The 22,630-nt window shown below is 67.9% G+C and carries 20 protein-coding genes; 13 read left to right on the plus strand and 7 right to left on the minus strand.

Translation table 11 applies throughout. The features are described from left to right. Positions 1 to 468: 468 nt before the first annotated feature. The gene (locus AC5RW2_RS16915) at positions 469 to 783 is read left to right on the plus strand and encodes a hypothetical protein (RefSeq protein WP_494048927.1); all 315 of its coding nucleotides are present in this window, start codon (positions 469 to 471) and stop codon (positions 781 to 783) included. Between the two features lie 82 nt (positions 784 to 865). Further along, entirely contained in the window at positions 866 to 1,642 is a 777-nt protein-coding gene (locus AC5RW2_RS16920) for a VOC family protein (RefSeq protein WP_494074274.1), read from the plus strand. A gap of 73 nt (positions 1,643 to 1,715) precedes the next feature. On the opposite strand, the gene AC5RW2_RS16925 is transcribed toward AC5RW2_RS16920, so the two are convergent. Next, the gene (locus AC5RW2_RS16925; RefSeq protein WP_494074275.1) at positions 1,716 to 3,434 is read right to left on the minus strand and encodes an amidase; all 1,719 of its coding nucleotides are present in this window, start codon (positions 3,432 to 3,434) and stop codon (positions 1,716 to 1,718) included. Then, entirely contained in the window at positions 3,431 to 4,477 is a 1,047-nt protein-coding gene (locus AC5RW2_RS16930; protein WP_494002177.1) for an agmatine deiminase family protein, read from the minus strand. The genes AC5RW2_RS16925 and AC5RW2_RS16930 overlap by 4 nt, the downstream gene beginning before the upstream one ends. A 97-nt stretch (positions 4,478 to 4,574) precedes the next feature. Between AC5RW2_RS16930 and AC5RW2_RS16935 the strand changes: the two genes are divergently transcribed. Next, on the plus strand, positions 4,575 to 5,219 hold the full coding sequence (locus tag AC5RW2_RS16935) for a TetR/AcrR family transcriptional regulator (protein WP_494074276.1): 645 nt from the start codon (positions 4,575 to 4,577) through the stop codon (positions 5,217 to 5,219). Positions 5,220 to 5,296: 77 nt separating this feature from the next. Here AC5RW2_RS16935 and AC5RW2_RS16940 read toward each other — a convergent pair whose 3' ends face one another. Both AC5RW2_RS16940 and AC5RW2_RS16945 read right to left on the minus strand, forming a co-directional pair. Then, positions 5,297 to 5,701: a VOC family protein gene (locus tag AC5RW2_RS16940; protein WP_494013154.1), complete on the minus strand. Its 405-nt coding sequence runs from the start codon at positions 5,699 to 5,701 to the stop codon at positions 5,297 to 5,299. A gap of 9 nt (positions 5,702 to 5,710) precedes the next feature. Continuing rightward, positions 5,711 to 6,151, minus strand: a complete 441-nt coding sequence (locus AC5RW2_RS16945; protein WP_494002174.1) for a helix-turn-helix domain-containing protein — start codon at positions 6,149 to 6,151, stop codon at positions 5,711 to 5,713. A gap of 290 nt (positions 6,152 to 6,441) precedes the next feature. Here AC5RW2_RS16945 and AC5RW2_RS16950 point away from each other — a divergent pair, with 290 nt between their 5' ends. Together AC5RW2_RS16950 and AC5RW2_RS16955 are read left to right on the plus strand one after the other, a co-directional pair. Continuing rightward, entirely contained in the window at positions 6,442 to 7,638 is a 1,197-nt protein-coding gene (locus AC5RW2_RS16950; protein WP_494002173.1) for a M14 family zinc carboxypeptidase, read from the plus strand. Between the two features lie 167 nt (positions 7,639 to 7,805). Next, complete coding sequence (locus AC5RW2_RS16955) at positions 7,806 to 8,555, plus strand: TMEM175 family protein (protein WP_494074277.1); 750 nt, start codon at positions 7,806 to 7,808, stop codon at positions 8,553 to 8,555. A 146-nt stretch (positions 8,556 to 8,701) separates the two neighbouring features. Here AC5RW2_RS16955 and AC5RW2_RS16960 read toward each other — a convergent pair whose 3' ends face one another. After that, on the minus strand, positions 8,702 to 10,375 hold the full coding sequence (locus tag AC5RW2_RS16960) for a ribonuclease J (protein ID WP_494002171.1): 1,674 nt from the start codon (positions 10,373 to 10,375) through the stop codon (positions 8,702 to 8,704). A gap of 342 nt (positions 10,376 to 10,717) precedes the next feature. Between AC5RW2_RS16960 and AC5RW2_RS16965 the strand changes: the two genes are divergently transcribed. The 4 genes from AC5RW2_RS16965 to AC5RW2_RS16980 all read left to right on the plus strand — a co-directional run bounded on the left by AC5RW2_RS16965 (position 10,718) and on the right by AC5RW2_RS16980 (position 14,831). Further along, complete coding sequence (locus tag AC5RW2_RS16965) at positions 10,718 to 11,950, plus strand: MFS transporter (protein ID WP_494074278.1); 1,233 nt, start codon at positions 10,718 to 10,720, stop codon at positions 11,948 to 11,950. A 131-nt stretch (positions 11,951 to 12,081) separates the two neighbouring features. Further along, entirely contained in the window at positions 12,082 to 13,104 is a 1,023-nt protein-coding gene (locus AC5RW2_RS16970) for a matrixin family metalloprotease (RefSeq protein WP_494074279.1), read from the plus strand. Between the two features lie 84 nt (positions 13,105 to 13,188). Continuing rightward, positions 13,189 to 14,406 (plus strand): MFS transporter, encoded by a 1,218-nt coding sequence (locus tag AC5RW2_RS16975; RefSeq protein ID WP_494074280.1) that lies wholly within the window; start codon positions 13,189 to 13,191, stop codon positions 14,404 to 14,406. A gap of 140 nt (positions 14,407 to 14,546) precedes the next feature. Next, positions 14,547 to 14,831 carry a DUF1540 domain-containing protein gene (locus AC5RW2_RS16980; RefSeq protein WP_494002346.1) on the plus strand — a complete coding sequence of 95 codons (285 nt, stop codon included), beginning with the start codon at positions 14,547 to 14,549 and terminating at the stop codon, positions 14,829 to 14,831. Here AC5RW2_RS16980 and AC5RW2_RS16985 read toward each other — a convergent pair. Beyond that, entirely contained in the window at positions 14,812 to 15,792 is a 981-nt protein-coding gene (locus AC5RW2_RS16985; RefSeq protein WP_494013158.1) for an ornithine cyclodeaminase family protein, read from the minus strand. The genes AC5RW2_RS16980 and AC5RW2_RS16985 overlap by 20 nt on opposite strands. Positions 15,793 to 16,132: 340 nt before the next feature. Here AC5RW2_RS16985 and AC5RW2_RS16990 point away from each other — a divergent pair, with 340 nt between their 5' ends. Further along, complete coding sequence (locus tag AC5RW2_RS16990; RefSeq protein WP_494024715.1) at positions 16,133 to 18,031, plus strand: FAD-binding monooxygenase; 1,899 nt, start codon at positions 16,133 to 16,135, stop codon at positions 18,029 to 18,031. Between the two features lie 115 nt (positions 18,032 to 18,146). Further along, a complete protein-coding gene (locus AC5RW2_RS16995) occupies positions 18,147 to 18,719 on the plus strand; it encodes a CueP family metal-binding protein (protein ID WP_494074281.1) in 573 nt (190 codons plus the stop codon). Positions 18,720 to 18,891: 172 nt separating this feature from the next. On the opposite strand, the gene AC5RW2_RS17000 is transcribed toward AC5RW2_RS16995, so the two are convergent. Further along, entirely contained in the window at positions 18,892 to 19,797 is a 906-nt protein-coding gene (locus tag AC5RW2_RS17000; RefSeq protein ID WP_494024441.1) for a LysR family transcriptional regulator, read from the minus strand. A 156-nt stretch (positions 19,798 to 19,953) separates the two neighbouring features. On the opposite strand from AC5RW2_RS17000, the gene AC5RW2_RS17005 reads away from it, so the two are divergent. Then, a complete protein-coding gene (locus AC5RW2_RS17005) occupies positions 19,954 to 21,585 on the plus strand; it encodes an amidohydrolase (protein WP_494074282.1) in 1,632 nt (543 codons plus the stop codon). 65 nt (positions 21,586 to 21,650) lie between these two features. Then, positions 21,651 to 22,628, plus strand: coding sequence for an ABC transporter substrate-binding protein (locus AC5RW2_RS17010; protein WP_494024718.1), 978 nt, complete (start codon positions 21,651 to 21,653; stop codon positions 22,626 to 22,628). The last annotated feature ends 2 nt before the right edge of the window (positions 22,629 to 22,630 follow it).

A 22,630-nucleotide genomic window follows, 5' to 3' on the forward strand; every position in this document is an offset into this window, starting at 1 on the left:
TGGCGGTTAGCTTCTCTCAGAATCAGTTTGGAGCCCTTAATGAAGCGCTGATGCGCACGCGGTCGGAGAAGCGGTTCAGAACGCCCTTCGAAGCCGCGTTCCTGGCGCAACTGTCGCCAGCCGATGCACCAGCCACAGTATTTGGGCAGTACAAGGGGCAAAGCGACGAGGAAGTTGGTCCAGAATTTGACACTGCCGGGCTGACACACCTCTGTGGTTTCTCGCGGCAGCCTCGGGCAAGGACTGCGTCGCACTAAGCAGTGCATTTGCCGACAGATCGATCACCCGGGCAGCCAAGCCCGCTGGGACGTTCGACCGCTGGCCCTGCCTGCCTGAGCGCCACCGGCAAACGCAGCGATGTGCCCGGCACCGCCAGGTGTGACCCGTCCCGCCGCGCAGTCGACAGGGCACCGCGGGTACGGAGCGTGACTCCCTTCTGGGGTCAGACCGAGTCAGGAGAGGATGCTTATGAACGGAACGGATATGGTCGCTGCTTTCATCCCCGAGGACCCCGTGGGGCAGCTGAACTACGCGATGCAACTGGTCGGCCAAACGCTCGTGGGAACCCTCATTGCGGTCGGTGCAGTCCACCTTCTGAGTGCACTTCTCGTGCTGACAGTCGCCGGAAGGGGTCGACCCTTCATCCGGATTGGCCTCACAGCCGCGGCGCTACTGGTCCCTGTACTGGGCCCGGTGGCGGCAGTGATGGTCCTGTGGGACAGGATCGGCGGCAGCCCTCACAGGCGCCGACCGCAATATATCCGAAACGCTGAGAGCGTCTAGGCCGGAAAATCCGTTGCCGCCGCGACCCGGGCCCGAGTAGGCTCGCGCTTGTTTCCACTCAACCGCGGAACAGGAGCCAGCCATGCCCAAGCCCACCCTCGCCCCCGGTGCACCCTGCTGGGTGGACCTGATGACCTCCGATCCGGACAGGGCCAAGCAGTTCTACACGGAGCTTTTCGGCTGGACCTATGAGATCGGCGACCAGGAGAAGTACGGCGGCTACATCATGGCCTTCAAGGACGGCCATGCCGTTGCGGGCATCATGCAGAGTCAGCAGGCCGACACCCCGGACACGTGGACCACCTACCTGCGCGTGGATGACATCGACACCACCGCCAGCATCGCCGCGGCCCACGGCGGCCAGGTCTACGTTGAGCCGATGGAGGTTCCCGAACAGGGCAAGATGGGCATGCTCGCCGACCCCGGAGGGGCCGCCGTCGGCCTCTGGGAGTTCGCCGGGCATACCGGCTACGAGTTGGCCGCCGAGCCTGGCTCCCCCGCCTGGCACGAACTCTTCACCCGCGACTACCCCGCCACCGTGAAGTTCTACCAGGACGTGTTCGGCTGGGACACGGACGTCATGAGCGACACCGACGAGTTCCGCTACACCACGCTTGGCTCCGGCGACACCGCGGCGGCCGGGATCATGGACGCCGGCGCCTGGCTGCCCGAGGGCGTCCCGGCGCACTGGCGCATCTACTTCGCCGTCGAGAACGCCGACGCGGCCGTCGCCAAGGCGACCGCCCGGGGCGGGAGCGTGGTCCAGCCCGCCGAAGACACGTCCTTCGGTCGCGTCGCCACCCTGACCGACCCGACCGGCGCCATGTTCCTCGTGGTCCAGGAGTTGCCGCACGCCTAGCCCCCCGGAAATTGCGGGCCGGGCCCATCAGGTGCGCGTGTGCCGGCCCGCCCCTTGCTGGCCGGCCCGGCCGTCAGCCGAGCCGCGGGGTCCGCGGCGGCTCGGTGCGGCGGGCGCCGGTCGCCTCGAAGGCGGCCGCCACGGCCAACAGGGCGTTGTCGTCGTAGGCGCGCCCCGCGAAGGTGAGTCCCACGGGCATGCCGATGTCCGCCGTCGTGCCCATGGGCACGGTGACGGTGGGAATGCCGAGGTGGCGCGGGACGAGGTTCCCGTTGGCCACCCAGACGCCGTTGCGCCAGCCAAGGTCTGCCGAAGCCTGGTTGATGTCCATGTCCGCGGGGCCGATGTCCGCCACCGCCGGGAAGACGACGGCGTCCAGCGCGTGGTGGTCCAGCCAGGCTTCCAGGTCCACCCGGCGGGTTTCCTCGAGTCCCCGCAGCCCCTCCTCCAGATGGGGGATGTCGGTGAACGAGGCAACGCCGTGTTCGCGCACGTGCGCCGGATAGGCGGCGATGTCGTCGAAATCGTCGTAGGGGTCGGGCAGGGCTCCGGGCGGGTGCGGAAAAATCTTTGACCCGTCCACGTCGGCCAGGGTCCGGAGCGCGGGGTCCCCGTTGGCGGCGAGGAAGTCATCCCACGCCCACGCGGAGAGATCCAGGATCTCCCGCCGCAGGTACTCCGGGCTGACCAGGCCGCGGGTGCCGATCTTCGGGGCGCCGGGGCGGTCGCCCTCGTAGTTGGAGACGACTGGGAAATCGACGGGGACCACCTCGGCCCCCGCCGCCTCCAGGTCCCGGCGGGCAGCTTCCCACAGCTCGATGACGGAGGCCCGGGTCTCGATCCGCTGCCCGGTGGGACCGCCGATGCCGGGGTCCTCGCCGGTGCCGGCATCGGGGTCGGCGTTGATGTACATGCGGGGCACGCCGAACCGTTTTCCCTGCAGCGCGTCCCGGGCCTGCTGGAGTCCGCGGGGCGCCAGGGCCGGGTAGGAGTCCGGCCGGACCAACGAGGCGGCGGGGATGGGCACCCAGGGCTGCAGGCGCCAGAAGTCGCCGCGGGTTTCGGGGTCGTCCGCCACGATCACGTCCAGCACTTCCAGCAGGTCGGCCATGGTCCGGGTGTGCGGCACCACCACGTCCATGGTGGGGACCAGCGGCCAGTTGCCCCGGACCGAGATGATGCCGCGCGACGGGGTGTAGGCACACAACGCGTTGTTCGACGCCGGCGCCCTGCCGCTGGACCAGGTCTCCTCGCCGAGGCCGAAGGCGGCGAAACTTGCCGCGGTCGCGGTTCCGGAGCCGTTGGATGAGCCGGAGCCGAAGGCGGCCGTCAGGAAGTCGGCGTTGTAGGGGCTTTCGGCGCGTCCGTAGAGGCCGCGCTGCATGCCCCCGTTGGCCATCGGCGGCATGTTGGTGAGGCCCAGGAGCACTGCCCCTGCCGCGCGCAGCCGTTCGATGGCGAACGCGTCCCGCCTGGCGACCAGATGCTTGAAGGCGGGCGAGCCCGCGGCGGCGGTGAGGCCTTCGGCCAGGTAGCTGTCCTTGGCCGTATAGGGGATGCCGTCCAGCGGTCCCAGGGTTTCTCCGCGCGAACGCCTCCGGTCGGAAGCGCGGGCGTCCGCGAGCGCCTCGGGATTCATGACGACGACGGCGTTCAGCCGGATGCCGCCGTGGTCGTAGGCGGCGATGCGTTCCAGGTAGGCGTGCGTGAGTTCCTCGCTGGTCGCCTGCCCCGTGCGCAGCGCCTCGCGCAGTTGGGCAATCGAGGCCTCGACCACGTCGAACCGGCTCATGCTGCCGCCTTCGCGCCGAGTTTGGGTTGCTGCTGCGTGATGCAGTGGATCCCGCCGCCGCGCGCCAGTATCGGCCGCGCGTCCACCGTGACTACGCGGCGGCCGGGGTAGGCCTCGGCCAGGATTTCGGCCGCCAGCGCATCGGCGCGCTCCTCGCCGTAGCCGCAGGCGATGACGCCGCCATTGACCACCAGGTGGTTGACGTAGCTCCAGTCGACGAAACCCTCCTCGTCCTTCAGGGTGTCCGGGGCGGGCAGTTCGACGATGTCGAACGGCTTGCCCGCCGCATCGACCTGAGTCTCAAAGAAGGACCGCAGGGACCGGCTGACGTCGAAGTCGGGGTGTGCGGGGTCGTTTTGCATGTGCAGCAGGATTCGTCCCGGCGAGGGAAGGGCGGCCACCATGTCTATGTGCCCGCGCGTGCCCAGGTCCTCGTAGTCACGGGTCAGGCCCCGGGGGACCCACACCGTATGCGTGGCGCCCAGCGTGCGGGCCAGTTCCGCTTCCACCCGCCCCTTGTCCGCATACGGATTCCGATCGGGATCGAGCTGCACGGTTTCGGTCACCAGCACGGTGCCCTCGCCGTCAACGTGGATGGCGCCGCCTTCGTTCACCAGCAGGGAGGTGACGAGTTCGGCGCCTGCCTGCGCGGCAACAAAGCTTCCGATGCCGCGGCTCTTCTCCCACTCGGCCCAAGCCGGCGCGCCCCAGCCATTGAAGGTCCAGTCCACCGCTCCCAGGACGTCCGGCCGTTCGTCGTCGACCACGAAGGTGGGGCCGATGTCACGCATCCAGAACTCATCCAGCGGCGCCTCGAGCCGGTCGATACCGCCATCCAGCATGCGGCCGGCGCGCTCCCGCTCCGTCGGGTCGACCACCATGGCAACCGGTTCGAACTCCGCGACGGCATGCGCGACCGCGACCCAGGCGCCGTACGCTTCCTCGGCCGACGCCGCATCCGCGCCCAGCGTCAGGCCGGCCCGCGGGAACGCCATCCAGGTGCGCTCATGGGGATCGGTTTCCGCCGGCATTCTCCAAGCCACAGAGGCCTCCGTCTCGTGAGGAACAGGAAGGGCCGCCCGGCCCGCTTGTTGATCGCTTGATCAATAATGCAGCGAAGTTACTCTAGACTGTTCTGTGATGTCAAGCACACCCAAACGCACCCCGCGCAAGGCGCCCGCCGAACGCGCCGCGGAACTCGCCGAAGCGGCCCGGGCCATCGGGCTCGAGCAGGGCCTTGCCGCGATCACCCTGCGCAACGTGGCGGGCAGGGCCGGTGTGGCCCCGGGCTTGGTGGCGCACTACCACCCCACCGTCGACGTCCTCGTGGCCGGCGCCTTCACCTCCATCGTGGCCGCCGAAATCGATGAGGTGTCGGCCATGTTGGCGGAGAGGCCCACGCCCCGGCAGGGCCTCGGCCTGCTGCTTGACACGCTCCTGGACGACCGCCGGCTGGATGTGACGGCGGTATGGGTGGAAGCGTGGTCCTTGGGCCGCCGGAACGAGGCGCTGGCAGTCAGCGTGCGCGCGCAGATGGACGCGTGGCAGGCGGTGATCCGGGAGCTGCTCGAGGCGGGCGTTGCCGCCGGCGAATTCACCACGCCGGACGCGGAAACCGTGGCCTGGCAGGTTCTGGGCATGATCGACGGGCTGAATGCCCAGGGGCTGGTGCGCTGGAACGGGGTCAGCGACCGGCACACCCACCTCGCCCGCGCCGTGGAAGTGATGGTCGGAGCGGCGCCGTCGTCGCTGCTGCCCCACGCGGCGCCCGTCACGGACACGTGACCCGCGGACGCATGCCGGGGTATGGGACGACGGCGGAGGCTCGCCTCAACCGGTGAGCGGCCGCCGTCGTTCCGGGGTTACTTGTCCTGATTGATTCGGATCATGTTGCCCGAAGGGTCGCGGACGGCGCAGTCGCGCGGTCCCCACGGCTGGTCCATGGGCTCCTGCAGGACCTCCGCCCCGATGGACACCAGCCGTTCGAAGGCGGCGTCCAGGTCATCGGTGCTGAAGACCAGCATGGGCAGTACGCCCTTGACCAGCAGCTCCTGGAGCTGGTCGCCGTCGGCCTGCGAGCGCCCGGCGTGGGGAGCGGACAGCACCAGCTCCAGCCCGGGCTGGTCGGGGCTGCCCATGGTGATCCAGTGGAAGCCGTCGTTGGCGACGTCGTTGCGGACTTCCAGCCCCAGGCCGTCCCGGTAGAACGGGATGGATTCCGCGGGGTCATTGACCGTGATGTTGCAGTACTGAAGTGAAATGCTCATGCACCCAACCTACGCAGGGGCCGGGGCGGCCGCTTCTTCGATCCTGCTCGATCTCGGGTTCACGGGCCGGGTCAGCAGCTTCGCGATGCAGGGCGGCATCGCCTCGGCCGCCGGATGCTCCCGGGCCCGATAAGCGCTGGGGGTTTCGCCCACCAGCTGGGTGAACCGGGTGCTGAACGATCCCAGCGAGGTGCTGCCCACCTCCATGCACGCGTACGTGACGCTCGCCCCGGAGCGCAGCAGCGCCATCGCGCGCTCAATCCGGCGGGTCATCAGGTAGTTGTAGGGCGTCTCCCCGTAGGCCGCCTTGAACCGGCGCGAAAAATGCGCCGGCGACATCAGCGCCTTCGCCGCCATCGTCGGCACATCGAGAGGCCGGGCAAAGTCCCGGTCGATCAGGTCCCGCGCCCGGCGCAGATGCGCCAGGTTGACCAGTTCCTCAGGGGTCACACGTCGAGGTTATCCCCTGCCCGGAGCGACGGGTAGCCGTGCGGGGCGGCGGCAGGCGGCCGCCGCGCGGTTTCCCGGACCCCGGATGCAGCCGTGGCGGGTCGTTGGACGCCGCGGCCGGCAACTATGGGGTGGCAGTCCGCGATCCGCCCCTGAACTCTGGTGCAATCCCGGGACCCACCGCTAGCGTCTCATTACCGGCAGTTCCCTCGAGCCGCCGATCCCTTCAGCGCAGCCGCCTGAGCCGGCTGCGCTGAAGCATGAATCGCTCAACCTTTGGAGGACATGCAGTGACGCACCAGCCCAAAAGCAGCACCAGCCACGGTTCGACCAAGCCCCGGCGCTACCGCAGCCTGGCCGCGGCGGCGGCCCTCGCCGTCGTCATTCCCTTTAGCGCCGCAACCCCTGTTCTTGCGGATGCCAACTTCCCCTCCACCGAGGGCAACACCAATACCGCCAGCATCCTGACCTATGACGACCTCGTGAAGGAACTGCGGAAGCTGGAAAAGAACAGCCGCTTCGGCGTGGACGCCTTCACGCTGGAGGAGGCCGGCACGCAGGTCAACAAGTCCGAGCAGGGCCGCGACCTCTGGGTGGCCACCGTCGGCACCGGCGCCGAGCATGTGTGGATCCAGGGCCGCATCCACGGCAACGAACCCTACGGCACCGAGTCGATCCTGTCGCTGCTGAAGGACCTGGGCACCAACGGTTCGGCGGACTATCAGCTGCTGCGCGAGAAGTTCACCTTCCACTTCATCCCGATGTACAACCCGGACGGTTCAGAGGCGAACATCCGCCACACCGTGCTCTGGGACCAGGCCGCCGATCTGCCGGAGTTCGGCGCCAACGGGCGGGAACAGCGGATCGACCTGAACCGGGACTGGACGCCCACCGGATTCGTGGCCAACGAGTCGCTGGCCTTCTACGAGTACTGGACCGATGTGAAGCCGGCCTACGGGATCGACATCCACCACCAGGGCCTGAAGAAGGAGTGGGGCACCGGCGACGACGTCACGCTGTCGTTGGGCATCTCGCTCGCCCCGGGCGGACCGACCCTGCCGGGGATCAAAGACGGGGCCTACGACGAACTGACCCGCCAGATGCACGTCCACGTCTACGACGAACTCTCCCAGTACGGTTCCATCAATATGGACCGCTACCAGGTGGGCAACGGCCTTGAGATCGACATCAAGGGCGGCGTGGTCTCGGCCATGATGCTGGGCCTGGACTATCAGGGAATGAACCCGGAGGGCCACTCCAACCCCGTGGTCTTCTTCGAAACGTCCGGCAACACGTCCGACGGCAGCCTCGGCCAGAAGGCGAGGGGCAAGAGCGTCAGGCAGAATCTGCTCGCCATGAAGGAACTGCTCCTGGGCCTGGCCACCGGCGAAGTCCAGCAGGAGGACGCGGACCGCTGGGAGGAGATCCCGCATCAGCCGGTCACCGGCTACAACACCGACTACGCCGGGACCATCCCGGTCCCGTAGCCGGCCTTGCCAGCAGTGGCGCGGCGCTTTCCCGCGCCGCGCCACTGCGCCACCAACGACGGCGGTGCGGGGTACACCATCGGGCCTCAGTCCCGACCAGAGGCGGGCGCCGCCCTCGCGCCTTCCGCCCATTGCATAGTGACCACGGTTTGCGCCACGCTGATCTCGTGGCACAACCCCGGGACGGCGAACCGCCGGCATACGGCGCGGGCCCCGAAAGCTCCGCGGAACATTCCGAACAGCCGGAGCGCAATTCCGCCATGTTGGCCCGGGAGTCCAGCGAGTTTGACCGCGGCATCGGCTTTTACGACGTGATCTACGGTTTTGCCATCACGCTGCTGATCACCAACCTGGATGCTCCTTCGCCGGAGGCATGGCAAGACCTCCGGTCGCTGGCAGGCTCCGGCCTGGTGCATCAGCTTGCCGGTTTCGTCCTGAGTTTCGTGGTGATCGCCGTGTTCTGGCGGATGAGCCTCCGCCTGATACAACGGCTCTCGGCGCTGGATTCCGCAACGACGACGGCGAACCTGGTGGCTGCCTCCTTCGTCATCCTGATTCCGTTCACCACGCAGGGCATCAGCGACCCCGAAACCTCGTCCCTGGAACTGTCGACCGTGCTGTACGCAGCCAACCTTGCCCTCGCTGCCTTGGCGCAGCTGGCCATGTTCGAGATCGCCCGCAGGAACCGCCTCGAGATCGAGCCGATGAACCGCAGGCAGCATCGGGCGTTCGTGCTCGATTCCCTCGTCCCGCCGCTGGTCTTCGCGATATCGATCCCGGTGGCCTTCGCCGCCGGCGGGACGGCGGGAAAGCTCACCTGGGCCTCGCTCATCGTGCTGGGACCGCTTTCGGGCAGGCTCGCCGCCCGGGAAAGCCGGCGGCCAACGGCTGATTCACGGCAGAAGGAGCGCCGGTGACCAGGAATTCCTCCACGGGCTGCCGGAACCCGCCGGCCCTCGGGCAGTGAGCGGGAGGCAGGAGCGCTCCTTAAAAGAGCGGAGGGACGGACGGGCTTATGCCCGTCCGTCCCTCCCGGCTTTCTTCGCTGTGGCGAACGGGCCGGCTACGCCTCCACGATGATGACCGTGACCACGGGCTTGCGCCGCAGCGCCCGGTCGGACCAGCGGATCAGGGCCTGCGCGATCGCCTTCTCGGCGTCCGGGCCGGTCTTGTCGCCGCGCATTTGCATCAGCGTCTTCTCCACGATGCCGGTGGCCTTCTCCAACTGCTCGACCGCCGGGGCGAAGCCGACCGGGAAGAACTCCGGGTCTTCCTCCAGCCGCCCGGTGTCCGGGTTGACGATCAGCAGCGCGGTGACTGCGCCGTCTTCGGCCAGCCGGAGCCGGTCCTGCAGGGAGGCTTCGGTGGCCGCGCCGGCCACCATGTTCTCCACGTAGACGTAGTCGGCTGCGATCTGGCCGGAAACCCGGGCCACGCCGTCCTTCAGGTCGATGGTGGTGCCGTCTTCCACGATCAGCGCGCGCTTCGGGTCCACGCCGGTACGAACGGCCAGTTCGGCATTGGCCTTCAGGTGGCGGTGCTCGCCGTGGACGGGCAGCACGTTCTTCGGGCGGACCAGGTTGTAGCAGTACACCAGCTCGCCGGCCGAGGCGTGGCCGGAGACGTGCACCTTCGCGTTGCCCTTGTGCACCACGTTGGCGCCGCGCTTGGTCAGGTCGTTGATCAGCCGGTAGATGGAGGATTCGTTGCCCGGCACCAGCGAGGACGCCAGCAGCACGGTGTCGCCTTCGGTCAGGTCGATCATGTGGTCGCCGCCGGCCATGCGGGCCAGCGCAGCCATCGGCTCGCCCTGGGAGCCGGTGCAGATCAGCACGGCCTTGGTGGGCGGCAGCTTCTCCAGTTCCTTGAAGTCCACGAGCACCCCGCGCGGGATGTTCAGGTAGCCGAGCTCGCGCGCCGTCGTCATGTTGCGCACCATGGACCGGCCCACGAAGGCGACCTTGCGGCCGTACTTGTGTGCCACGTCGATGACCTGCTGGATGCGGTGCACGTGGCTGGCGAAACTGGAGACGATCACGCGGCGCGGGGCGGTGCGCATGACCGTATCGATGGCCGGCACCAGATCGGCCTCGGCAGCGAGGAAACCGGGGACTTCGGCGTTGGTGGAATCCGGCAGGAACAGGTCCACGCCCTCGTCGCCCAGCCGCGCGAACCCGGCCAGGTCGGTGATCCGGCGGTCCAGCGGGAACTGGTCCATCTTGAAGTCGCCGGTTGCCAGCACCAGCCCCGCCCCGGTCCGGATGGCCACGGCCAGTCCGTCCGGAATGGAGTGGTTGACGGCCAGGAATTCCAGGTCGAACGGACCGAACTTCTTCCGGTCGCCCTCCTTGACCTGCACCATCTTGGCGTTCAGGCGGTGTTCCTGCAGCTTGGTCTTCACGAAGGCCAGCGTCAGCTTCGCGGAGATCACGGGGATGTCGGCGCGTTCCTTCAACAGGTACGGCACGCCGCCAATGTGATCCTCGTGCCCGTGGGTGAGGACAATGCCGACGACGTCGTTGAGGCGTTCGCGGATGTAGGAGAAGTCGGGCAGGATCAGGTCCACGCCCGGGTGCTGCTCCTCGGGGAACAAGACGCCGCAGTCCACGATCAGCAGCTTGCCGCCGAACTCGAACACCGTCATGTTCCGGCCGATCTCGCCCAGTCCGCCCAAGGGGACTATGCGCAAGGCGTCCTTGGCGAGTTTCGGAGGAGTTTGCAACGGCTTGGTGTTCATGGATTCCGATCTGTGGTGCGGTGTGTTGCCGGGCATCAACGCCCGAAGCCGGAGTTGCCGGCACTGAAGTCTTGGGTGGCCGATGCGCCCGAGGCGCTTCGACGGCCTTCCGTGCAGCGGGTGCGGACGGAAAGCATACTTCTCCCGACTTTACCACCGGGCAGAAGGAATCCCGTCCCGGCGCAGGCCTGCCGCGAATAATGACGGCGATGCCCACCCTCGACGTAAACCATCAGCGGTGGCGCCGATCACTTCGGCTAGGGTGACTGGGGGATTCTCCGTTGCCGCCCACATGACCCGAAGGAGCCAGCCACGGTCCGCGCATTCGCCTCCCGGCCGGCATTGCCGTGGGTGCTTCTGGGCATCGCCATCCTGGCTTTAAGCCTGCGTGCACCGATCATCGCGCCCACCGCCGTCGTCGGGGACATCCGCGCCGACACCGGGCTGTCGGCCGCGGGCGCGGGTTTGCTCACGGGACTGCCGGTGCTGCTCTTCGCGCTGGCTACTCCCCTGGCCACACAGACGATCCGGCGCTGGGGCCCGGAAGCTACGGTGGTGCTGTGCCTGGCCGGCGTCCTGGCCGGAACCGTGATCCGATCCTTGGGCCCGGTACCGGTGGTGCTGACAGGGACGGTGATCATCGGCGCGGCGCTCACGCTCGGCAACATCGTGGTTCCGGTGCTGATTCGCCGCGACGTGCCCTGGAACCGCGTTTCCGCTGCCACCGGCGTCTACTCGGCCACGATGAACGTCGGCTCCATGGCGACCTTGCTGGGCACCGCCCCGCTCGCCGCGCTCGTCGGCTGGCGGTGGGCACTGGCGGCCTGGGGCGTGTTGGCAATCCTCGGCCTCGCCTACTGGCTGCCGACGGCGCGACGGCGGCGCGCGGCTTTGGCAGCCGGGCCGGACCGCGCGTCCGGTGAAGCGCCCGCCGATACCGCCGCAGCCAAACCCGTTGGCACCGGTAGATCCGGAACGGCGTCGCTGCCGCGCCCGAAGACCGGCGGCGGGCGGCCCAATAGGTGGATCATCTGGTTGCTGACCTTGGCCTTCTGTGGCCAGTCCGCCGCCTACTACGGAACGACCACCTGGCTGCCCCTGCTGCTGTCCGAAGTCCGGGGCATGTCCATTGCCGCCTCCGGAGCCACGGCCTCGCTCTTCCAGGTGGCCGCCATTGTCGGCGCTTTCGGCGTGCCGCTCGTGGCAGCACGAACCCGGCTCTGGGTGCCGACGGCAGGCATCGCCGTCTTGTGGATGACCCTCCCCCTCGGCCTGCTCCTGGCACCCGACGCCTACATTCTCTGGTCCATCACGGGAGGGATCGCCCAGGGCGGCGGGTTCACGGCCATCTTCTCGGTCATCCCGCGCGTGGCCCGCAACGACAACGAGGCGGCCTCCGCGTCCGCCCGGATCCAGACGGGCGGATATCTGGCCGCGACCTGCGCACCGCCGGTGGCCGGATGGCTGAACACGGTCACCGGAGGCTGGACCGCTCCCCTGCTTCTTGTCCTCGCGTGCACGGTGGCGTTCGCCGCGGGCGGGCTGTCGGCCGTGCGGGCGTCCGAGCGGCAGTAGGCCGCGGAATTATTCTGGCCGGCGGCCGCCCTGGAGCTGCCTCTACCCTGGTGGTTCCCTTTTGATGAAACGTATAATTTTGCTGCTGTCGTCGTTCGGCGAAGCCGAATTGGGGTAGTTGGGGGAAGCAGATGCAGCACCGGGCAGAGGGACTGGCAAGGGACGCGTCCCCCGGGGCGCAAACCCGGCCCGGGCAGCCGGGCGTCAAGCGGTCACCCAGCGGGAGGATCCCGCAATGGGCGTTGGACGAGGCACTGGGAACCTCTTCCCCGCCCCGGCCCGCCGAGGGGCCCGCTGCCGGCTGGCCGACCCCGGCGGCAAAGTCCCGCCCGCGTTCCGTGCAGCGGGGTACCTCCCCGCGCCGCGCCGGCCGCCTGTCGACCGGGCTGGCCCTCGCCTTCGTCATCGCCCTGTGCTTCGCCCCGGGCGTGTTCAGCCGACACGTCATGCCGGCGATAGCCCCCTACCTTCCCGGCGCGGACATTCCGCCCCGCGGCGTCGAAGCCGCCGACAACCCCCTGGGCCGGCCGCCCGCCGTCGCGGAGTCGGACGCCTACGAGTTGTACGCAACACCGCCGGAGTCCTCGCAGCCCTTCCTCGCCTATGACCCCTGCCGCCCCATCCACTACGTGGTCCGTCCGGACAATGCGCCGCCGGGGGGCGACACGATCATTCAGGAAGCCATCGCCGAGGTTTCCGCGGCCAGCGGACTGCAGTTCGTTTACGACGGACCCACTGACGAGGCCTTCGCCGAGGAAGGCCGCGAACGCTTTCAGCCGGAGCGGTACGGCAAGCGGTGGGCGCCGGTGCTGATCACGTGGTCGGATCCCGACGAAGTGTCCCGGCTGGCCGGAGATATAGCCGGACTCGGCGGCAGCTCCTCGGTCGGCGCACGGGGAACGCCGCACGTTCTCGTCGCCGGCCAGATCACCCTGGATGCGCCGGCGCTCCGGAACGTCCTCACATATCCCGACGGTCGGGAGCACGTGCGCGCCGTCATCATCCACGAGCTCGGCCACGTGCTGGGGCTGGCGCATGTGGATGATCCGGAGCAACTGATGTATGCCGGGGCAAACGGCGTGACTGCACTGGCCGACGGCGACCGGGCGGGCCTGGCGCTGCTGGGCACCGGTCCGTGCGTGCCGGAAGTGTAGCCCGGCGGCATAATCAGGACTGCTGGTCTGCCCGGAACGCTGGGACAACGAGGACCGGTCCAGGCAGGCTAGGAGGCCGTCCGCATGCAGGAGAAGCTGTGGAGCAGAAACTTCGTGCTGGCCATCGGCGCGAATCTGTTCATCTACATCGTGTTCTACCTGCTGATGACGTCCATGGCCCTCTACGCGGCCCAGCGGTTCCTAGCCTCCGACGCCGGGGCCGGCTTTGCGTCCAGCGCCTTCATTTTGGGGGCGCTCGTCTCGCGGTTCTTTGCCGGGCCGCTGATCGACAACGCGGGCCGGCGGCGGATGCTGCTGATCAGCCTGGCCGCCTTCGTCGCGGCTTCCCTCCTGTACATCCCGGCAAACTCCCTCACCTCGTTGGTGGTCCTGCGGCTGGCCCACGGTGTGGCTTTCGGCCTCGCCAACACCGCCGTCACGGCCGGTGCGCAGGCGCTGATTCCGCCCGCCCGCCGCAGCGAAGGCACCGGCTACTTCGCCGTTTCCACCACGCTGGCCACCGCCCTCGGGCCGCTGCTGGCGGTGGTGCTGGTTGTTGACGGCAGTTACGAGGGCGCGTTCCTCTTTTGTGCGGCCTGTTCCGTCGCGGCGTTGGCGGTGACCCTGATCCTGAAACTGCCGGAAGCGCCGGCGGCGCCCACCGCCGTCGTCAATCAGCGCGGTCCGGGCGGCGAGCCTGAAAGGAAGCGCCGAACCCCCGCGGTCCTGCTCGGAAAGGTGTTCGCGCCCGAGGTCCTGCCGATCACCACCGTGCTGCTGGTGAGCGGGCTGGCGTTTTCCGGCATCCTCTCGTTCCTCACCTCGTATGCCGCTGCCGCGGGTGCGGCGGATGCGGCGGCGCTGTTCTTTATGGTGTTTGCCGCCGCGGTGCTGGTGTCGCGGCTGACCGCCGGCAGGGTCCAAGACCGCCGCGGCGACAACGTGGTGCTGTATCCCGCGCTGGTGCTGTTCGCCGCCGGCCTGGCGCTGCTGGCGCTCGGGCCGGACACCCGGATAGTCGTCGCCTCCGCGGTGCTGAGCGGCCTCGGGTTCGGGACCCTGCTGCCCGGAACGCAGGCCATTACCGTCCGGCTGGTTGCGGAGCGGAGGTTCGGCACCGCCCTGGCCACCTACTACCTGATGCTGGACATCGGCACCGGCTTCGGCCCGGTGCTGCTGGGCCTGCTGGTGCCGCTGACCGGCTTCGACGGAATGTACGGCTGGCTTGGCCTGCTCATGCTCGCCTGCATCCCGCTGTACTACCTGGTACACGGCCGGACAGCCAGCCGCGCGGCCGCCTGAGCCGCGGGCCCGGCGCCTATTGTCGCGCTGACAATTACCTCACATTCTTATGCCTTTTTGATCGTCCGCATCGGGCCTACCGTAGTTAATGGAGCCGCCCAACCCGGGGCGGTCCCGGGATGGAAGGAAGTGCCATGACTGTGACTTCACACGTCAGCGACTGCTCAGTGACCAACTGTTCCTTCAACGATCACAGCGAATGCAATGCGGCCGCCATCACCGTGGCCGGCGGCGAGAACCATGCCGCCTGTGCCACCTTTATCGACACCGGAGTGCACGGCGGGCTGCCCAAGGTGCTGGCCAGCGTCGGCGCCTGCCAGCGGACCGAGTGCACCCACAACGACCACCTCATGTGCCAGGCGCCCGAAGTTCACGTGGGTCCCGGCGCGGACAACGCGGACTGCCTCACGTACGCGCACCGGTAACGCGCGGCCCGCCCTCTTCATAGACCACGGCCGCCGTCACCAGGTCCTCCCAGGCCATGCCGACGCCGGTGTAGAGGCAGCACGTGCGCGGGCGCCGGACCAGCTTGCCCTGCACAAGGTCACGCAGGTTCGGCGGCTGGATTTGCCGCCATTCCTCCACGCTGCGGGCCGGGATCAGGTCCCCGCTCTCCCGCCAGGACGAAGCCCGGCCTTCCACGACCACGTCGCTGCGCAGCACCAGCGCCGCGTCGACCTCCCGGGCGTCCAAGCCGTGCTGCCCAACCGACGCGATGATCGCCCCGTCCTTGGGCAGCCTGCCGTCGAACAGCGGCTTCGGCGAGGATGTCACGCAAAGTACGACGTCGGCGCCCGCCACGGCAGCGTCCGGCGCACCGGTTGCGTCGGCCACCTCTATTCCCTCCGCGGCCAGCACGGCGATCAGGTTCGAGATGCGTTGCGGACGCTGGCCGACGACCGCGAAGCCCGCGTTCGGAAATACGGATTTGGCGGCGCGGATGTGGTTCAGCGCTTGTATCCCCGCGCCGAAGACCAGCACCTGCGGGGCATCCCCAAAGCCCTCGCCGTCCGGTGCCGCCGCCGCAATGTTCTTCACGGCCGCCAAGGTTGTAGCCGGAGTGCGGATGGCTGTGAGCTCCGCGCCGTCCATCGTCGCCAGCGGGGCCAGCGTCTCGGCGTCGAACAAGACGTAGATGCCCTGGATCTTCTCCAGCCCGCGGGCCGGATTCTTCGGCGCGATTGTCGCCACCTTCACCCCGCTGTAGCGGCCGCCGCCCTCGGTCGGCATCAGCAGAAACTCCCCGTCCGGCGCGGGGCTGAACAACCGGGGACTGTCCAATTCCGGATCCACGCCGGACTGCAGCCCCTCTTCGATGGCGCGCACCGCGCGACTGAACGGAACAGCGGCACGCACGGCATCGGCGTCGTAATAAGGGATGGTCACAGAAAGTCCTCTCGCAGCATCTGGAGTCGTTGCTGGCCGGATTCTACGGTCAACATCCGCCGGTTACAGTTTTCGTGACCCCCATCACTTCACGCAGGGCAACCCCGCGTGCGGCGATACCGCGATTCCGCCCTTCCGTCCCCGCACACCCAAGTCAGGCGGCTAGAGAGGACCACGCCGCCGGACCCGGAGGATCACCCGCTGACAGCGGCGTTACTTGTTAGCTGCGTCATGTTTGCCGTACAGTATCTGCAACCGAACGGTTATTCAGTTATAGAACCCGGTGTTCAAATATAGAACACTGGCGACGGCCGCAGATGCAATAGAAGTGAGGACACCCGTGCAGTTTCACCACCACGGTTACGTATCCGGAGACCCGCGCGTCAAGCCGGCAGCCGGCGTAGGCATCGACCGCCCCGAGGAGCTTCCCGACGAGGTCGACGTCCTCATCGTGGGCTCGGGTCCCGCCGGCATGCTCGCGGCCGCGCAGCTGGCCCAGTTCCCGAACATCACCACGCGGCTGGTGGAGCGCCGGGAGGGACGGCTGGTCCTCGGCCAGGCCGACGGCATCCAGGCCCGCAGCGTGGAGACCTTCCAGGCTTTCGGCTTCGCCGAGCGCATCACCGCCGAGGCGTTCTGGCTCACCGAGATGAACTTCTGGCGCCCGGGCACCGAGAATCCCAAGCATATTGTCCGCGGCGGCCGCGCGGTCGACGACGAGATGGGCATCAGCGAGTTCCCGCACCTGATCGTCAACCAGGCGCGCGTGCTGGACTACTTCGCCGAGGTCGCGGCCAACTCGCCCACCCGCCTGACGCCTGACTACGGCTGGGAATTCAAGACCCTCGAGGTTGCCGACGAGGGCGACTACCCGGTGAAGGTGACGCTGATCCGCAGCGCCGGCCCGGACGCCGGCTCGGAGCGCATCGTGAACGCCAAGTACGTGGTGGGTTGCGACGGCGCCCGCAGCAAGGTCCGCGCCGCGATCGGCAGCACCCTGGCCGGCGACAGCGCCAACCATGCCTGGGGCGTCATGGACGTGCTGGCCCAGACCGACTTCCCGGACATCCGCACCAAGTGCGCCATCCAGTCGCACGACGGCGGGTCCATCCTGCTGATCCCGCGCGAGGGCGGCTACCTGTTCCGCATGTACGTGGACCTCGGCGTGGTGCCCGACGACGACAACGGCAAGATCCGCCAGACCTCTATCGAGCAGATCATCGCCAAGGCCAACGAGATCATGACCCCGTACACGGTGGACGTGCGCAGCGTCGCCTGGCACAGCGTGTACGAGGTGGGCCACCGCCTCACCGACCGGTTCGACGACCTGCTGCCCGAGGACGTCGGCACCCGCACGCCGCGCGTCTTCATCACCGGCGACGCCTGCCACACGCACAGCGCCAAGGCCGGGCAGGGCATGAACGTCTCCATGCAGGACGGTTTCAACATCGCCTGGAAGCTGGGACACGTGCTGGAGGGCCGCAGCCCTGAGAGCCTGCTCTCCACGTACTCCGCGGAGCGCCAGGTGGTGGCGAAGGACCTCATCGACTTCGACAAGGAATGGTCGACGATGATGGCCAAGAAGCCCGAGGAGTTCGCCGATCCCACGGAGCTCGAGGACTTCTACGTCCGCACCGCCGAATTCCCGGCCGGCTTCATGACCGAGTACGCCCAGTCGATCCTGACCGGCGCGCGCAGCCACCCGGACCTGGCCACCGGCTTCCCCGTCGGCAAGCGCTTCAAGTCCGCCAAGGTCTCCCGCGTCTGCGACACCAACCCGCTGCACCTGGGCCACCTGGCCGAGGCCGACGGGCGCTGGCGCATCTATGTCTTCGCCGACCAGGCGCAGGCCGGCGAGTCCGCGGCCGTTGCCAACCTGTCCGAGTGGCTGGTGACCGCACCGGATTCCCCGCTCGCCGCCCGGCCTGAGGGCGCTGACCTCGACGCCTGGTTCGATGTGAAGGTGATCTACCAGCAGCATCACGAGGAAGTGGACATCAACGCCGTACCCGCCGTGTTCAAGCCCGAGGTGGGCCCGTTCCAGTTGACCAACCTCGAGAAGGTCTTCGGCACCGCCAAGGATGAGGACATCTTCGACGTCCGCGGCATCTCCCGCGACGGCGCCATCGTGGTGGTCCGGCCGGACCAGTACGTGGCGAACGTGCTGCCGCTGTCCGCGACCGCTGAGCTGGCCGAGTTCTTCGCGCCCCTGCTGAAGGCCCGCGAGCCGCAGCACTGATTCACCCTTCATGAGGACGACGGCGGCGCACAAGTGCCGTCGTCGTCCTTTTCTTGCGGACAGATCACCACCGTAGGCCCCGCGTTGCCCATGGTGCGGGGATGAGGAGATGGATATGGAACGGGCCGTTGTGGCCGCGGCTGCGCTTGCCTTGATGTTGACTGCCTGCGCGCCAGCCCCCGGGACTACCTCCGCGGGGGAGGCCACGGACGCCGAATTCCTCGTCGGCTTCGGGCTTGACGATATGGACGCGGTCGGCATCATCGACCACCTCGACCGGCTGGACACTGCCGAGCGGCCCACCGACTTGATGGCATCTGTCCGGCAGGGCGATTTACTGCTCACCGCCGGCCACAACGAGGTAACGCTGGACCTGCCCGAGGACCGTTCCTACATCTCGGTCGCCCCATATCTCACCCAGACCCACGACTGCTTCTACCACAGCCTGACGACCTGCCTTGGCGAGCTGGGCAACAAGGACATGAGCGTCAAGATCACTGAGGACACCACCGGGAAGACGCTGGTGGATGAGCAGATTGCAACCTTCAGCAACGGTTTCGCAGGGTTCTGGGTCCCCGGGGACATCCACGGCACCATCGAAGTAACCTACGACGGCCACTCCGGCTCGGCGGACTTTTCCACGACCGACGACAGCGCCACCTGCATCACGGATCTCCGGCTGGCCTAAGGATGCCGGGAGCTTGCCGCCCCGCGCCGGTAGCAAGCGTTGGCCTGCCTGCTGACCATTTCGTTGGCCCAGATGGACGCGTACGGGACGTGCAGTTTGGGGTTCAGCGCCCCAGCCGGCGCTGGTCGCCACCGGATCAGCGGGGGTGGTCGCGTCCCCGGGTCCCCACGCCTCAATTCTCCGGCTGCAACAGGTTCTCGCAACACCCCACTAGTTCCCCGACGAGGTCCGCGGGTGCGTCCTCGGCCGACAACGCCATGAGCTTCCGGGAAAGCTGCAGCTCGGGCACCTGCACGGCCGTCAGTCCGGTTGGCCGCGCGCCCATCGCCAGTTGCGGCACCATAGCTGCCCCATGGCCGGCGGCGACCAGCCGCAGCGTCGCGTGGAAGTCGTCACTGGAAGCCACGATACGCGGGTGCAGGCCGGCGTTGGCCAGCACTGCGTCAACTACGTTCGCGTCGCTGGAACCGCGCAGGTGGATGATCCAGGGCATCGCGCCCAGCGCATTGACGTCCATCCGCTGGTCTTCCCGGTAGCCCGCCGCGGCGGGAATAACGACGCGGAACGGGTCCTCCCCCAGCCAATGCCGGGTCACCCCCTGGGGCAGGACCAGCCCGGATTCGCCCACCTGGTACACAAGGGCCGCATCCAGCTCCCCACCGACTCGAACTCCCGGCACGACGGCGCTCGGTTCCCCGATAGAAATTTTCAATTGCGCACCCAGCTCCCGCCACTGCACTGATTCCAGGACGTCCCCCAAGATGAACGTCGCGGCCGAGGGGAATGCCCCGATGCGCAACTCGCGTACCGCATCTCCGCTGGCGGCGGCCCCCGCGGCCAACAACCCGTCGACGTCACGCAACAGCTTCAGCGCATGTTGGCCCACTGCATGCGCGGCCTGCGTGGGCTGCACGCTGCGTGCGCTGCGCACGAACAACCGCGTGCCCATGTCCTTCTCCAGTGCCGACATCTGCTGGGACACCGCCGAGGCCGTGTATCCCAGCCGATTGCCGGCCGCCGTGAAGGAACCGAGCCGCAGCACTTCCACGAGGGTGCGCAGGTGGATCAGGTTGAGCATTAGCGTTCCTTGAACTGAGTTCGTCGAATCACCGCTGTGTTGTACGTCATAGTTTGCTACATCGTCGCCTAGAGTGTTGCGAACGGGACGAAGAAGTTCCGCAAGACACGCTTGGGCATGCCGCTTTCGGCGCTAGCATGCCGCAAAGGATTAGGAATGCTTGAGCAACGCCTCTACGTCAATGCCACGTTCTACACCCAATGGGCCGGGCTTCCCCGGGCCACCGCGCTGCTGACCCGGGGCGAACGCCTCCTCGCCATCGGCACACCCGAGGAAATGCGCACCCACGCCACCGGTACATACGAAACCATCGACCTCGGTGGCACCACAGTGGTTCCGGGCCTGACCGACGCCCATATCCACACCGCGAACTACGCCCGCGAAATTGCCGCCCTGGACCTTCGCGGCGCCACCAGCCTCGAGGACGCCCTGGACAGGGTGAGGAACTACGCGGAGGCGCTGCCGGCATCGGCCTGGGTCTTCGGCGGACGCTGGGACTTCAACGCCTGGGATGTGCCGGTTCAACCGGACCGCAAAGCGCTGGATGCCGCCACAGGTGGCAGGCCCGCCGCATTGCCAAGCATCGACGGGCACACGGTTTGGGCCAACACCTCGGCATTGGCGGCCGTCGGCATCGACGCCTCCACGCCGGATCCGGTGGGTGGTGAAATCGTCCGCGACGGCGACGGCCATCCCACCGGCATCCTGCGCGAGACGGCCCATGCCCAACTGAGCGACATCATGCACAGCGCCGAGGCCGGGGACCTCGAGGCACAGCTTGCCGAGGCCCAGCAACGCCTGCTAGCCGTCGGGCTCACCGGCATCCACGACTTCGATGGCGAGGACTGCCTGCATGCATACCGGTCTCTGCGCGATGGCGGCAACCTCCATTTGCGCGTACATAAGGCGATCCCGCGCATCGCCTTGGACCAAGCGATCGACGAAGGGCGGGCCACCGGCAACGGCGACGCCTGGCTGAGCACCGGTCCGGTAAAGCTTTTTTCCGACGGCGCCTTGGGTTCCCACACCTGTCACATGAACCAGCCCTTCCCCGGCGAGGACGGGAACACTGGCATCGAGGTCATCCCCTATCTCGACCTGCTCGCACTGGTTCGCCGGGCCGCCGGCGCCGGAATCGCGGTCGCTACTCACGCCATCGGGGACCGCGCCAACCAGCTGGTGCTGGATGCCTATCAGGACCTGGTCCGCAACCCGCTCGATGTCTCCCCCAACATCACGGGCCACACCGAACGAGCAGCCAGCCGACTGCGGCACCGGATCGAACACACGCAGCATTTACGCCCCGCGGACGTGCAACGCGTGGCGCGCCTCGGCGTCGTTCCCTCCATGCAGCCCACCCACTGCACGTCCGACATCCCGCTGGCCTCCACCCTGCTCGTTGGCCGCGAACTGGCCTCTTACGCGTGGCGCTCGCTGATCGACGCCGGCGCACTTCCCGCCTTCGGCTCCGACGCGCCCGTGGAATTGCCCGACCCTTTACACGGGATTCATGCCGCCGCGACCCGGCAGAACCGTGACAACGAGCCCGTCGGCGGCTGGCAGCCCGGCGAGCGGGTGAGCGTCGCCGAGGCGATCGCCGGCTACACCACCGGCGCCGCGCATGCCTCCGGCGAAGAGGCGACCAAGGGCCGGCTGCGCCCAGGAATGCTGGCCGACTTCACGGCCCTCGGGGCCGACCCCTACGCCGTCGGTCCCGCCGAGCTACGCGACATTCCGGTCATGGCTACCGCCGTTGGGGGGTCCCTCCGGTACCGGAGGGACGTGTAACCGCTCCGCCCGCTACACACCTCCAGCACACAATCCGCTCCAACCATCCGCACCAAGGAGACCGCATGAACATCACCCGAGTCCGTACCCTCCGCTCCGGCGTCATGGCATCCGCTGCGTTGCTGGCACTGCTGGCCACGACGGCCTGCGGCGGGCAGTCACTCTCCTCCACCGAGGGCAACGCCGCCGGCAACGAGGACACCTCCTTCAGCGCCGCACCGGCACCCGATGAGGACCTGGCCAAGTCCGTCATCGACGGCATCACGCCGAACGCCGATTTGGCCGCCGGCCTGCCCGAGTCGATCAAGACCGAGGGCATCAAAATGACCACCTCCGAGGGTTACCCGCCCATGGAACTGCTCGCCGAGGACGGCAAGACACTGATCGGGGTGGACCCCTCCCTCGGCCGGGCGATCGCGAACAAGCTCGGCGTCAAAATCACCATCAACAACGAGGACTTCAACGCGCAGATCCCGGGCATCACCACCGGGCGCTACGACATCATCATGTCCTCCATGACCGACAACGAAGAGCGGCGCAAGACCGTCACATTCGTGGACTATGTCCAGGCCGGCAACGGCTGGGTCGTCAAGAAGGGCAATCCCGCCGGCATGGGTGACCCGTCGACGGCCTGTGGCAAGACTGTGGCCGTCGTGGACAACGGCTCCTCGCTCGCCCTCGCGGAGGGCTTTGACAAGGACTGCAAGGCCGCCGGGAAAGACGGACTGGAGATCCTGAAGTTCTCCGGCGACCAGGACGCCATCCTGCAGGTGCGCAACGACCGCGCCGACGCGGGAATCAACGACTACCCCGTCGCCGCCTACCGCGCGCAGACCTCCGAGGGCGTCCTGGAAGCCGTGGCCATCGAAGGCGATGAAAGCGTCTGGGGCATCGCGATGAAGCAGGATAACAAGGAACTGATCGACGCGGTGCAAAAGGCCCTGCAGGAGCTGATCGACGACGGCAGCTATGGGAAGATCCTCGCCGCTTGGAACGTCCAGCAGATGGCGATCGACACTGCCACAATCAACGACGGAAAATAGGG

The sequence above is a fragment of the Arthrobacter sp. B0316-1-20 genome (assembly GCF_059091865.1).